Raw genomic sequence first — 13,611 nt, forward strand, 5'->3', positions numbered from 1 at the left:
ACCTCGCTCATTTCACGTTTCCGGAATATCGCAGCTGTATGTCTGCCTGCAACACTGTTGCGGTCGCCGTGGCACTGTTGCTTTCAAATACCAACTTGTAAAACGTGGCCTTTTTCACTTTCAGCTTAATCCGCTTTACCTGCGGCTTACGATTCGTATTGAATGAAAAGTGGTTAAAGTCCATGTGAAAAAAAGTTGCCATACTGGCGGATACCGCTTTTTTCGGGTAGTCACTGCGACGGTTGCTCTCCGCTGAAATTAAAATCCTCGCGCCGTCTTCCGGCTGAATAGATACGAACACCAGCGTGAAATACTTTCGCATCCACTCCTTGCCGAAGTCCATTGCCCCTGTCGCCGCCCGCGCCTCAATTGCGGCGCCGTCATCGTTCCGGTACTGCCGGGAGACGTGCCTTATTTTGCCGTCGACAGCAAAGGCCAGTACCTTTCCACTGCACTTTAAAAGCTGTGCGGCAGGAATCCCTTTATATCGATACCAGGTGTTATTTGCATAGTTTAAAATAATTGCCTCGTCCCCAAGGCAAAACCAGAATTCATAGCTGTCCCGGTCGCTGAACGTTGTAATCCGAGACAAGTCCATGCCGCTTGTCGTGGCCCATACACGGTCACTGATTCGCTTTGCCGTCCTCTCGTCCGAGACTAGGTTCCCGGATGAAGAGGTTGATTTCCATTCGTAGATACTGCTGGAACACAGGGAAAGCGGGTTGTTTTCCACAAGGCGAACCTGCCCCATGGCTTCGTTCCCCAGCTCCCGGTTAACGGGAGTGCAGTAAAATGCCGCCGTTGTGCTGGAGTCATCCAGCGTAACCGTGCCGTACTGACAGGAATATACGCTGTTGGTCTTGAACACCACCAGCCGGGAATAATGGCGGACCAGCGCAGTAATCGGTGTGTTGCTTTCCCCCACAGACATTTCGTAGAGGTCAGGAAAATACTCTGCCGTTGGGTTTCCGTCATAATCAAGGCCGGAATAGAGCGTTTTGTTGGTGCCGTCCCCGTAAAGGAAAACGCGGGTATCTGTACTGCCATTAAATGTTTCGCAGAAGTGCATCCCCGCAACTTCCGCCCTTGCGCCGCCCCCCTTCCGGTAGGTGACAGTGACAGTGTTGGTCCCCTTAGCGGGCGCGCTGGCGAATGTCAGCTTTCCGGCGACCAAATCAGCGGCATAGGTAACGCCGGTTCCCAAAACCTCTGTCACGGCGGAAATGTCGGTTTCAGGCAATTGGAATTCCGTTGCGGTCCCATCGGGGGAGAATTTCACCTTGCGAAGCCCGGTCAACCGGTTCACCGGTTGAAGCGTCGTCCCGGCCCCGGTGGGCGAAGTTGCGGTTTGAACGGTGGGCACATACCCCACTACGTCTGAAAACGCCGTGCCGTCCCACGCTTTATACTCATGTCCGTTCAGCAAATAAACTTTGCCGCCGAACCCGAAAAAAGAAGTTTTGTCCTGCGTACAGGTTCCAACCGCCATGGCGGTCCAGTCTGCCAGATTTACTTTGAAAATTACGCCGCCAAAGGCACACAAGAGCACCGCGGCAGCTCCCACAAGGCCATACCACGCCCCGGAGAACTCCGGCGCACTCGTGGAGGGAATATTTCCGGAGACCGCGCACCAAGCATCCCAGACGGTGCGCAGGTCGAAAACGGTTGCGCTCCCGGGGCGCACCTGCAAATGCCCGTCAAGGGTAATCCTGAAATTCTGAAGCTCTGACAATTCCCCGTCTTTAATTTTGGTATCGCCGTCAGGATTCTCGTTCAGTCCCAAAAAGCGTTTAATTGACAGAATGGAATTCGCCATGGTTTACCCTCCGTAGTTTAAATAGGACTCGTCACACGCACCGCCGGTCATTCCCTCGTCGTAGTCCTCGCCATCGTCGCCCAGCTCCTCCACTTCCCGCGTTTCCATTCGCTGTGCCCCCATCACGCGGGTAACCGCAAAATAGCGGCAGGCATCGCATATGTGCGTGATGTCGTGTGGTTCTGTTGCGCAGTCAGAAGGGTTTTTCTGGTCGTGCTGAATGGCCGGGAGATTCCGAATCAGCCCTACGCATTCATTTGTCACCAGCAGCCCCGGACGATCCTTATCTGAGCGCAGGGGCTTCAGCATTTCTTTTAGCGCCATCCAGCCCTGAATTCGGTTATTGGATGCTTTGAGGATTCCCACACCATTTTCCATAAATATCTGGGCCATCGTGCGTCCGCTGTCCTTTTGTCGATTCCACATATCCGGCGGCGCAATCGTGAACTCAATCCGCTCCGTGGGCGGTGTCAGACTGTTCATCAGCGCCGCTGCTGCGGAAACGATCAGCCCGCTTTGCTGCACCTCCCGGTACACATAGCACCGCCCGTCAAAATCAACCGCAATCCATAGGCAGGCGAACATGTCGAGACCGTAGTCAAACGCGCGATATTTCTTCCACTCCTGCGGAACACGAACAAACGGTTCAATGACGTGAGTCTTTTTGCGAAATTCCGGGAAGAAAATGCCGGAAAGCGTGTTCCAGTCGCCGTACCGCCACGCGCGGCGCACATCATCGGGCAGCGTGTCCAGCATATTCAGGTATCCGGGAGAGCCTTTTAACAAATCCGGGTTATCGTCCACGGTTGCCTGAATGAACCGATAGTCCTCTGCTTTTTCGCCGTTCTGATACTCCCGATCGACAAACAGCCGCTTAACCCACAGATGCCCGATTCCACCCGGATTGCAGGTAAGATACATCCGGCGGGGAATGTTGGAAGTGCCCCGCAGGCACGCGCCCAGCACGCGGAACTGCGCCTCACTAAACTGGGTCGCCTCATCAATGAAAATCCAGTCAAACTCCTGCCCTTGGTACTCAAGGTCTGATCCGGTGTCGTAATGCCCAAACTTGATCGTGGAGCCATTTGCGAACTGCATAATGTGCGCCTGCTGGTTGTAACTGGCAATCTGTATGGGAACCATCTGAATGATCGGGGTAATCAGGGAGTTTTCCATATCCGGATAATGCTTGCGGATGATTAAAATTCGGATGCCGGGATAGGTCAGCGCACCGCCCACAGACTTCACGCGAATGCCGTGGCTCTTTCCGCCACCGCGCGCGCCTCCGTAGCACACATATAATTCACGGGCCTGATAAAACTGCTTTTGCTTCTCATTGGCGTGTCCAAAATTTACATAGAACTCGCCGCCCGCTTTGCTAAAACTCTTGTATGCCAATGCGTTCACCTTTCCCAAAATCCCGTTCAGGGGGCCATTGCGGCCCCCTGATTTCATTGATTATTCGTAGACCTTGGTTCCCTCAACGCCAACGCTGCCGTCCTTTGTACCAATGGCACGCATGGTCTGGCCTGCGGCCAGCGTCACGGGGGCGGTGTAGGTTTCGGCGGTGGTGGAATACCGGGGGTTCGTGCCGTCCACCGTGTACTTGAACACCACACCCGATACAGCGGTAATGGTAACCGCATGGCTGGCAATGGCCATAACGGGCACCGCCAGAATTGCAGTAGCGTTGCCGCACACGGCGATGCCGTCGCCCTTGGTTCCCAGCACAAAGCTGTCGTAGTAAGTCACACCCTGCACCACGGGGCCGGAATATCCCTGTACCTTGGACAGAATGTCGTACTTCTGAAGCTTTACGGGGTCGACCGTGCTGCCCTTGTACTTGATGAAGAAGTACACGCCTGCGGGCATATACCGGGAAGGGATGGGCTTGACCCGGTTACCGTCAAACTCACCCACAACGCCCTTGGTCAGCGCTTCTTTGCCCAGCGCATCCACACCCAGATAATCCGGGTTTTGCTTCAGCAGCTTGTAGTACTCCGTACCGATGTAAAGGGTCCGATTCTCCAGCGGAACCAGAGCATCCGTCATTCTCGCGCCCAGATCAATGATCATGCCGGTGATGGTGGACTTCGTGGGAGCAGTGGGTTCCAAAGCCTGAATATTCGCGCCCATGCACCACTTCTTGATGCGCCGCTTGTCCATGTTGGGGACCGTCACCTCATCCAGCTGCCGGCGCAGCGCCTTGGCGGCGGATTTTTCGATGGCCTGATCTGTGCCGTCCAGCGCGTCAATGGTAAAAGAAAACGCAGGCGCGCATTCGCAGGTCATTTCCTGAAGGATATCGCCCACGTCGTGGACACTGCCGAAGCGGTTACTGCCGGTTCGGTTGTACTCCGTCTCGGGCACGGTGTTCACGGAACCGATACGGATCGTCTTGCTATTGGGGTCGACGAATGTATATTCGTGGCCGCAGTCCGCGTCCGTAATGGACGCTTTCTTGAATCGCTCCGCAATCTTGGATTCATACTTGGTTGCGTAATTGATCATTTGTTTTCCTCTCTTTCGTCATATGGATGCGGAGAGGAGCGTATCAGGAACCGAATCCGTCTAAAAACGAATCGCTGGCTTTGCTTTCCGCTCCGGCGGTCTTCATACTGCCTGTGGAGCGCCCCGCGTTTTTCGCGTTTTGCTCCTTTGCCGCCGATTCCTGCTTTACACGTTCCGTCTCCGCAAGTGCCTGTTTCTCACGCCACAGCGCATAGGCAACCGCCAAACGCTGCCCCTGTTTCACGGCGTCCCAAACTTCCTGCGGAATACTGCCCGCGTCCTTTGCCGCATCCGGGAATGTCTTCTGGAATTCCGCGATATCGGCATTTCGCCGTTCCTCTGCGGAACCCTCAGCCTGCGCTGCCTGCTGGGCGGCAGTCTGCTTTTCGGCCTCCTCGGCCTCTTTTGCTAAAACAGCGCTTTCGCGGTCTTCCAGATCCACCGCGCGCTTTGCTTCGTCGGCATTCATGCCCGCGGACTTTTTCGCTTCCGTTCTCACAAAGGAAACATACTCTTCAACGGTCATGCCAGACTGCTTCGCCATCTGCGCAAACATCTCCATGACTGGCTTTGCCGCGTCGTATTTCTCCCGTACCCGGTCATAATCAAGGCCCTTCTGTGCAAGAGTGGTCATCTCCTGCTCGTTTACGGCCTTTTCCTCGCCCAGATGCCGCAGCGTCCACGTCTTGGGAATTTCCGGCGCAGTCGCGGGAGGTTCTTCGGGTTCTTCGGGCTTTTCAGAAGTGGTTTCTTCCGGCGTGCCTGATTTTTCCGGCGCCTGCTCCTGCGCTGGCTCCTGCGACTCCGATGCCGGGGGCTCCTCGGTATTGCTCTCCAGCGCTTCAGCCTCCGAGGTCTCGGAGTCCTCTATGCCGTCCGGGTCCCAGCCATCCAGAAAAGCATCCGTGGTTTCGGAAGTTTCCTCGGCAGGGTTCATATTTTCGTTTTCCATAAAATTACCTTTCCCCGGCTGGTCTGCCGGTTCTTGTTTTCCATGGCGGCTGGTCTGCCGCACATGGCAAAATAAAAAGCACCAAAAGCCGGGATCTCTCCCGTGCTTCTGGCGCTAAACGCTCTAGCTTGTTATGATATTTTTTCGCCGGTCAGTGGAAACGCTTGCCCGGCTTCCAGCTCTTTTCCGTTCCATATGGCCGGAAACCATTCAGACCGACAGGCCCGGCAATACACCGGAACACGGTACATTGTGGAACTGCGGGTTATTTTAATCAGCTTTCTGTGGCAGCCGGGGCACGTATACCATCCCCGCGTCACCATCTTGCAAACTCCCCGTACTCAAGCCCGCCGTACACGTCCTCGACCGGCCCCGGTTCAGCTTTTGAAAGCCGTGCGGCGATAACAGCCAACGCCGCGTCGCCCGCCTTGCTAAAATATGCCGCAAGTACGCTGTCCTGCGCTTCAATCGCAATCAGCGCTGATGCCAGATAATAGGGCAGCACTCCAGAAACAACTGCATCGTCAAGTTGAATTTCATCCCCCGCCGCGGTTACCCGCACGTAAGGGCAGCCAACGGATAAACTTACCCGTGCAAGAATGGAATCTAAAATATCCGGCGTTCTCACCAGATATTCCTTCGTATCGGCGGTAACGGTCGTTCCGGTGGATTCGTTTTGCTCGTCCATCAGCCGGATTGCCTTGTCGAAGACGTCCTGCACTTTCACAGCGAATCACCGGCCTTCCCACCTACGCTATACGTCATAATATTTTCAACGCCCTCATCAACACTGCCGGGAAACGGTTTTGCAAGTTCCTGCGTGCACCCTTCGTCCCCGTGTTCGGGCTTGAAATTTCCGCACGCTTTGATCTCCGCCAGCCGGATTCGAGTGTAACACAGAATGGATACCAGCAGCGCAATCAAAAGTATCAGGGCGCATGTCAGAATTGATATTTCCAAAATTCGCATTCCGGACCTCCGTTACTTGAAATCCGATTCGTCCATTCCCTTGCCCATATTTACGTTCACGGAAATGTCCTGTCTCGCTTCAACCTTGTCCTGGTACCCGCCGAAACGCGGCTGCTTGTTCAGGAAAATACCACGAGTTACCATGCCTTTTTCCTGATATCTGGGGTCCGTCTCAATCTGGTTTTGAATCCTCATGAAAGCCATTTGAACGGTATCCTGAAAATCCTCGTGGCGCTCTCCATCATACCAGCGCCGCAGCGTCTTAATCGTAACGTTGAGATAAAGCGCAAGGCCTGCCTCACCGTACAATACCTCGTCTTCGTCACACTGGCTAAAATACGACTCGCATTTCGCTTTTAAAGCGTCGGCGGTCGCGTATTCCTGACTTTTGCTCGCACTCTTTTTTGCCGTGACTGCCACCACCTTTCACGCGCGATTTTATCTATGCTTAATTGCATTATATCAAATCTTCCATATATTTCAAGCGTCACTTTTTTGCTAATTCGCAAATATTGATAACTTTTTAAACATTTTAGTAAATGTTGTTATATTTTAAAACTGACGGGGGCCTTTGGTATTTTTGGGCGCCCGACCTGTGAAACCCCCACCCCCTGATTTTCCGCCACCCCTTGCCCGGGAGCGCAAATCCGCCAAGTTCTCAGGGACCGCGGAATGCATGCACAATCCCATCCTGTAAAATCCGCAGGGCGGAACTGGCTTGTTCTCAGGGACCGCGGAATGCGTGTGCTGTATATTACCTACCCTGCCAGCGAGGGGCCCGCCCTTTTTCCGCCACCCCTCCCGGATACCTTGAAACCTAGACATCGGGGCCCCTGTCGGTCGACCCCCTGCGGAGCCCGTAGCTGCGCCCAGCCCACCCAGGCCACCAACCCAGCCACCGCGCCAAAATCAGCCGATTCATGGGGTCAAATAGCACAGTAAATACACAGTTGCGCGTAAAAGGCCTGATGTATCAGTAAAAACACTTAATGAACAGTTAAATATTGCGTATTTGCGCCCCTAATTGGCCGTTACAGCCCGGTTTGATTGGTTGCGCCCTAAATATAAGCCACGCTTATTGCAAATTGCAATCACCCGCGCGTTTTTTATACTTCCCCGTGTCCATTCTCTCCCAAAATCGCAAAGCGGCAAAGACGCGATGCGCAGCCATGCGCCACGGCCTGAAAAAGCCCGGAGGTGGAGTAGGTGGAGCGGTGGGGTAAGTTGTCTATTCTCTCGCGGGAGGGCGTATAGAGCGTACAGGGCGTATGTATATGCCCTCTATGTCTCCCTGTACGCTCTAATAATCAAGAATATGAATCTACTCCACCTACTCCACCGGAATATCATAACCCCGTTGCCGCACAGGGGTTTTAACCCGGTGGAGCACGTAAAAATCTACTCCACCGGTGCTCCACCGCTCCACCGGTGGAGTAAAACGTCGTATTTCTACTCCACCGCACTGCTCCACCGGAATTAAATACATCACAGTTTATCTTTGATCGCATCAATAATCCACGCATTGACGCTCTGCCCGCTGGCTCTAGCTGCGGCCTCCAGCTGAGCTTTGCTTGGGTCTACCTCCCGTCTAAGCTTGACTGTTATCTTCTCATTGTTTTTGCGCTCCCATTTGAGGGACGCACGTCGCTGCGCCGTTGTCGTTGCTAATTTTCTTTCTTTCATAAAGCCTCTTCCTTTTTTAATACCCGCATATATCAGTCCGCCATATATGCGGGTGCTAAACAAAACCAATATAAAAAAGTTGAATCTTGTAAAATGTTGGTATATTATATAGTTAATATCGTGAAGGCCGTGTATACCCACGTCCATGCGATTCTCTAAGCGTGCACAAAACCCGCCTTACTACACATTTAAGGTGTTGAAGAGGAGTGGACAATTTTATGCCTAGTGGGGTTACTAAAAACTATTTATTCACATTAATGCAGCCCCAAATACGCGACACAATCGAGCAGTGGGATTCTATCGGACAAATTTTTGAAGGTCAATTTGATTTTTCGTCTCAGAACATAATTAACAATTCGATGGCCCTTGTGTATGAAATTATCGTCGAGAATGGGGGGCACCGTATTTGGGATGGGGAAGGTAATTTTGGGTCGCCTTGCGATGAGGCGATTTCAATAAGAGATGGAGGCTGGAGGTATTATTTTTATGATCCAAATATGGTAGACCACAGAGCTGCGCAAGAAAATGCCGAGAGATATTTTTAATTACAAAGTACCACGGCCGGCCCCCCGAGCAAAATAGCAACCTCATTTCTTTGTAATGACATCAAGTCACATATCAGTAGGAGGCGTAAGTACATGCTGGATCACAAAGACCTATACCATTACTGGCAATACTGCTTATACATTGAGAAGAACCTCGAAGAAACAACCAGATTCGTAGAAGTGTGTGAGGCTAATAGTTCAACGTATTCAGCCGAATTTGCTCAAATCATTTCCCTCGCCTGTGCTGAAATCGATAGTATATGCAAGCTGCTTTGCAGTGCAATTAATCCCAGTATTATTTTTGACAACAGCAAAAACAAGGGCACTATGTTAAAGTACACGCCTATCATTTTGAATCGGTTCCCCAAATTGACCCAATGTGAATTACGCAACGACAAAACCGATGAACTGATAAAACCTTTTTACGACTGGGCTATTGACCCATATAATTCCCCCAACTGGTGGCACGACTACCAAAAAATGAAACACAGTAGACACTCAAACTTTAAACTGGCAAATCAAGAGAACGCGTTTAATTCTGTGGCAGGCCTAATAGTCTTGAATTTATACTTATATAGGCTCATTAGAAACGAAGCTTATGAGTATCCAGATCAAACACCACGAATTTTTAGCGCGCCGTGTTTCAGCCCACAGTTAGCGTGCCGCGGCGAGGAACTTCCGGATTTTCAATAAAATTAAGCCCAACCTCGAATACCCCAGAGAGCATAAATGCTCTCTGGGGATTTTCTTATTTACGTGCCCGCTCAATCCTCGCCTTTAGCGCCTGCATTAACGTTTCCTGTGTGTCGCCCTTGGCATTCAGGGATGCAAGCACGTCCTCGTCTACGCCGCCCTGCACAAGCAGGATATGGGCGATGACCGGGTGCTTCTGTCCCTGCCGGTGCAGTCGCTTGTTGGCCTGCTGGTAAATCTCCAGCGCCCAGTTCGGCAGTGTGTACCAAATCGCGTGGTGTCCGCCCTGCTGCAAATTCAGCCCGTAGCCGCAGCTCATGGGATGTGCCAGCAGCACGTCCACTTCCCCGGCGTTCCATTCGTCTTCATCCTCCGGCCCCTGATAAGACCTCACACGCAGACCCGTCTTTTTCAATTCTGCGAGTAGCCTGTCCCGCTCGTGCTTGAACCAGTAAAACACCAGTGCGTGTTCCCCGTGGAGCTGCTCGATGATCTCCATGAACGCTTCCATTTTGCAATCGTGGATGTTGACCACAGCGCCATCATTGCCATAGACAGCGCCGCCGCACAGTTGCAGCAGCTTCCCGTTCAGCACAGCCGCGCTCCCGGCGGTAATGGTGTCCTCGTCCACTTCCAGCAGCGTTTCCCGTTCCAGCTTCTCGTAAGCCTTTTTCGCCGCTGGGTCTAGTACGACGGGAATATCATCTTCGATGAACTCCGGCAGCGTCAGATAGTCCTCTGCTTTCATGCTGATACAGATATCTGAGATTGCATCCTGAATGCGGCTATCCGCGTGATCCTGCGGCGAATAGGTCCGGTACTGCTGCCCCGGGTGCGCGTAGTCCTGTGTAAAAAACTGCTCCCGGTAGCTGGTCATGGTCTTGCCCAGCCGTTGCCCGCCGTCAAGTAAGTATACCTGCGCGAAAAGGTCTTCCAGGCCATTCGGCGCGGGCGTGCCGGTCAGTTCCACAATGCGCCTGATCCGGCTGCGCACCAGCTTTAATTTCTTGAATCTCTTGGACTGCGCATTTTTGAAACTGCTGGACTCATCCAAGATAACCATGTCAAAAGGCCAGTCCTGCTGATAGTAGTCCACCAGCCACGGGATATTCTCCCGGTTAATTACCCAGATATCCGCAGGGGTGTACAGCGCCTTGACCCTCTGCTTTGATGTACCCAGCACGGAGACAATGCGCAAGTGCTGTAAATGGTCCCAGCGCCGCGCCTCGTTTTGCCACGTCGCTTCGGCTACTTTTTTCGGCGCCACTACCAGCACCCGGGAAACCTGCCAGCGGTTATACCGCAGGTCGTTAATAGCGGTCAACGTCTCCACAGTTTTACCTAATCCCATGTCTTGGAACAAGCCCAGCGCAGGGTCCTGTATAATCCGTTCTACGGCATACCGCTGATACGGATGGGGTATAAACTTCATTGGACACCACCGACTTTCTTTTTCGGCACATTCAGAAATACCGCGCCACAATGTCGGCAAACATCAGCTTTCGCGGAGACTATGCCTCTACAAGCTCCGCACTCATGCCAGACGCGGCCAGTAAAAGGGTTGTCCCACGTGTTCTTCATGGTTCCGGTTTTCACAACGGCATCACCTCCTCCACAAAAGCCCTGACCTCCGGCAAACCTTTTAGTACCCGCACGTCCATGCCGCGCTTTTGCATTTCGGTTATCTGCCATTTCTGAATTGCCGCCAGCCTCCCAACTTCCGTTTTCAATTCCGCGTAGATGGTCTTCCCGTCCGGCGTAATCACAATTCGATCCGGCACACCGGGGTTTCCCGGCGAAACAAATTTATAACACAGGCCGCCCCGGTCACGCACCATGCGCACCAGCTTGGCCTCAATTGCACTTTCTTTCATGATTTTTCCTCCGCTGATGCCGCCATGGGGAACGGAGACACAACACAATTGCTTAGGAGCGGTAAGCGATACAGCTTCCGGCCCTCACGCAGCCTTGCTTCGATTCGCGGGTCCTCCCCCGTCAGTTTCGCAAGCACACGCCCCAGCCGATTTGCGGGCGGCTTTGCTTCCAACCTCGCCGCTACCTGCGCAGACGTAAACTCGCCCCACTGGTCAACGGGGAGTTCGTAATTGAGCATGTCCCGCAGCTCATCTTCAAAGTCCAGCGCGCGGGTGTATGTGGTGTTGACGCCTCCAAGCTGCTGGCGCTCTTCTTTTGTCAGGCGGAAACCTCCCGGCTGTGCCTGATACTCCACTGCCATCTGCGCCCATAGTTGCATCTTCCAGTCGTTTGTAATTGCGAACAGCCGGTCAAGGTCTATGTATTCCACCGGCACTGTCCAGAATCGGCGGTTTCCCGTGTCATCAATCAGGTATTCGCCGGGGTTTACCGTGCCGCAGAAAGACGTTCTTCGGGGCCGCTGCACGGCATTGTGCGCATAGGGCGTGCGGTACTCGTCCATATCCTGCGTGAGAAAGGCTTTCAGTCCGGCGCTGTCGCGGGAGGTGGTGCGGTCCAACTCTCCCAACTCACAAATCCAACTGTTGAGTGCCTGCATATAGGTGTCCTTGTTTCGTAGATCCAGCTTTGCGCCCTCTTTGAACATGCGCGGCAACGGCACCAATTGGCGCAGGGCGCTTGTTTTGCCAATCCCCTGATCCCCTTGCAGGACAAGAACTCCGTCAGCCCCCTGCGGGCTGTATTCGTCATTGTAGGCCATGGCTACGCATTGCAGCAGCCATTTGCGGATCAGCGTCTGGGAGAGCGGGTCCGTCACGCCCCAGATATCATAAAGTTCTGTGACACGGTCCGCGCAGTCCCACTGTGTATTTTGAAACATTTCCGTGACCGGGTTAAATCGGCATTCTTCTGCGATCACATCCAGACAGTCCGCCACCGTGTTTTTTGCCGCGCCTTTTACGCCGGCCAATTTAAGCCGGTCCAGCAGCGGAACCGGGAGTAAATTTCCAGCGTTGGCCCGTGACCATGTTCGTGGGTAGCCGGAAAGTTCGACATGCCACGTCACATCGTTTAGTTTGATTTGGATTCCCAACAGTGCCACCAACCGGCGAATCACATCGGTCGTTAGCACTTCGCCTTTCAGCCCGCCGAGAAACATAGCAAGGTCTTCGCTGTTGGCGGGGCTGTCGGTCTTTTGAAATGCTTCCAAAATCTCCGCACCCCGCTCTTTGTGCAGCAAATCAGAAACGGCGGTGTCCTGCCGGCACAAGTCAAGCATGGACGCGCTGGACGGAAGCCGATTCGTCGGAGTACCGGGCGCCGCGTCGTCGTCCTGATCGCCGAATTTGTGCAGGCGCACCAGATCAAAGGAGTTGACCAGCCGACCGCCGCATGGGTCCGTAGCGTGGTGGGAAAACAGAAACTTGCCGCCGTCGTAGATAATTGCACCGCCGGTGGTGCTGCCGCCGGTGTAGGTATATCGGTCGTCAAATCCCGGCACAGGCTCGTAAACCCCCGGCAGGAACTTGTCCACCGCTTGAAGCACGTCGTATGTACGGCAGAATGCGCCAATGGCGCCCTGCTTTTCCTCCGGGTCGCCCTGCCGCGTGGCAAGGTGCTTGGGGGCTTTGTCTGCGCCCGGAACCTGCGGCCATGAAGCAACGTTGTGCCAGTCGTCATACAGTCCCAGCACGCCGTTGGTAGACAGTAAGGGCTTGTCCCCCACTTGATAGATATACTCGCTGTCTGCACAGCAGGAGGGCCAGTACATCAGCCGGGACGGCTCGAAGGTGGACGGGTCGGCCATGTCAATGCCGATCATGTCCGCCAGCTTCCGGGCGCAGGCTTCGTATTCATCCGCCGTCGCCGTCCGGTCCAGCGGCAGGATTACCCGCAGCCGGGGAGCTGCCGGGGAGTGCTTGCGTGTTGAGTAGGCGCAGTAGCCGCAGCCGAGAGCCTCCACACGCCGCAGGACGGCTTCTGTCTGTCCGGCGGGAATGTGGTCAAGGTCAAGTGTCAGGATATCCCGGCCCGCCACCGCGCCAGCCTTGCGGCGCGGGCCGTTGAGCGCCCCGCCCACAAAGCCGCCCACATCTTTTAGGGTGTCCTGCTGGTTCTTGGGCAGAGACAGGTAGGTATCAAGCGTCTCTGTGCCTCTGGCGGGCGTGGCCAGCCGGGTATAGAGTTCCGAGAGCAGCAGTGTCTGACGCGTCCAGACCTTTGCCAGCCTGCTTGCGCCTGCGGAAATAATTATTTTTCGATCATTTGTCATCATGGAGGGGCACTCCTTTGCGTAGTCCTCGTTTTACTTTTCTTTGGCGAGCTTTTTGATTTTTAATAGTAAGCATTTAATTAACCGAAGGAAAAAAAGGCCGACTTTACAAAGAAACAAACGCATTTTTAGCTGGTATTTCATGTAACCACCTCTTGAATTAATTGGGGATATTTTGTAATATAAGAGAAAATGAGAGGGGATGTTGCGATGAACGGTAGCGCAATTGTTGATG

The 13,611-nt window shown here is 53.6% G+C and carries 13 protein-coding genes; 2 read left to right on the forward strand and 11 right to left on the reverse strand.

All coding sequences use genetic code 11. The features are described from left to right. Positions 1–7: 7 nt before the first annotated feature. The 8 genes from B2W96_RS06860 to B2W96_RS06895 form a co-directional block, all read right to left on the reverse strand. A complete protein-coding gene (locus tag B2W96_RS06860) occupies positions 8–1,816 on the reverse strand; it encodes a hypothetical protein (RefSeq protein ID WP_293009544.1) in 1,809 nt (602 codons plus the stop codon). 3 nt (positions 1,817–1,819) lie between these two features. Continuing rightward, entirely contained in the window at positions 1,820–3,223 is a 1,404-nt protein-coding gene (locus B2W96_RS06865; protein ID WP_293009545.1) for a phage terminase large subunit, read from the reverse strand. A gap of 51 nt (positions 3,224–3,274) precedes the next feature. Next, a complete protein-coding gene (locus B2W96_RS06870) occupies positions 3,275–4,327 on the reverse strand; it encodes a chitobiase/beta-hexosaminidase C-terminal domain-containing protein (RefSeq protein WP_293009546.1) in 1,053 nt (350 codons plus the stop codon). 43 nt (positions 4,328–4,370) lie between these two features. Further along, positions 4,371–5,279, reverse strand: coding sequence for a hypothetical protein (locus B2W96_RS06875; RefSeq protein ID WP_293009547.1), 909 nt, complete (start codon positions 5,277–5,279; stop codon positions 4,371–4,373). A 316-nt stretch (positions 5,280–5,595) separates the two neighbouring features. Next, positions 5,596–6,006: a hypothetical protein gene (locus B2W96_RS06880; RefSeq protein WP_293009548.1), complete on the reverse strand. Its 411-nt coding sequence runs from the start codon at positions 6,004–6,006 to the stop codon at positions 5,596–5,598. Continuing rightward, positions 6,003–6,248 carry a hypothetical protein gene (locus B2W96_RS06885; RefSeq protein WP_293009549.1) on the reverse strand — a complete coding sequence of 82 codons (246 nt, stop codon included), beginning with the start codon at positions 6,246–6,248 and terminating at the stop codon, positions 6,003–6,005. Before B2W96_RS06885 ends, B2W96_RS06880 begins: the two co-directional genes overlap by 4 nt. 12 nt (positions 6,249–6,260) lie before the next feature. Then, positions 6,261–6,671 carry a terminase small subunit gene (locus B2W96_RS06890; protein WP_349680143.1) on the reverse strand — a complete coding sequence of 137 codons (411 nt, stop codon included), beginning with the start codon at positions 6,669–6,671 and terminating at the stop codon, positions 6,261–6,263. Between the two features lie 1,062 nt (positions 6,672–7,733). Continuing rightward, positions 7,734–7,931 carry a hypothetical protein gene (locus tag B2W96_RS06895; RefSeq protein WP_293009551.1) on the reverse strand — a complete coding sequence of 66 codons (198 nt, stop codon included), beginning with the start codon at positions 7,929–7,931 and terminating at the stop codon, positions 7,734–7,736. Between the two features lie 218 nt (positions 7,932–8,149). Here B2W96_RS06895 and B2W96_RS06900 point away from each other — a divergent pair, with 218 nt between their 5' ends. Then, the gene (locus B2W96_RS06900) at positions 8,150–8,476 is read left to right on the forward strand and encodes a hypothetical protein (protein WP_293009552.1); all 327 of its coding nucleotides are present in this window, start codon (positions 8,150–8,152) and stop codon (positions 8,474–8,476) included. 93 nt (positions 8,477–8,569) lie between these two features. Then, positions 8,570–9,169 (forward strand): hypothetical protein, encoded by a 600-nt coding sequence (locus B2W96_RS06905; protein ID WP_293009553.1) that lies wholly within the window; start codon positions 8,570–8,572, stop codon positions 9,167–9,169. 55 nt (positions 9,170–9,224) lie between these two features. On the opposite strand, the gene B2W96_RS06910 is transcribed toward B2W96_RS06905, so the two are convergent. The 3 genes from B2W96_RS06910 to B2W96_RS06920 all read right to left on the reverse strand — a co-directional run bounded on the left by B2W96_RS06910 (position 9,225) and on the right by B2W96_RS06920 (position 13,379). Beyond that, on the reverse strand, positions 9,225–10,601 hold the full coding sequence (locus B2W96_RS06910) for a DEAD/DEAH box helicase (RefSeq protein WP_293009554.1): 1,377 nt from the start codon (positions 10,599–10,601) through the stop codon (positions 9,225–9,227). 160 nt (positions 10,602–10,761) lie between these two features. Continuing rightward, complete coding sequence (locus tag B2W96_RS06915; RefSeq protein WP_293009555.1) at positions 10,762–11,043, reverse strand: VRR-NUC domain-containing protein; 282 nt, start codon at positions 11,041–11,043, stop codon at positions 10,762–10,764. Next, entirely contained in the window at positions 11,040–13,379 is a 2,340-nt protein-coding gene (locus tag B2W96_RS06920; protein WP_293009556.1) for a VapE domain-containing protein, read from the reverse strand. Before B2W96_RS06920 ends, B2W96_RS06915 begins: the two co-directional genes overlap by 4 nt. Positions 13,380–13,611: the final 232 nt, after the last annotated feature.

This window comes from Oscillibacter sp. UBA6647, from assembly GCA_002455655.1.
In the GTDB taxonomy this organism is placed as follows: Bacteria; Bacillota; Clostridia; order Oscillospirales; family Oscillospiraceae; genus Oscillibacter.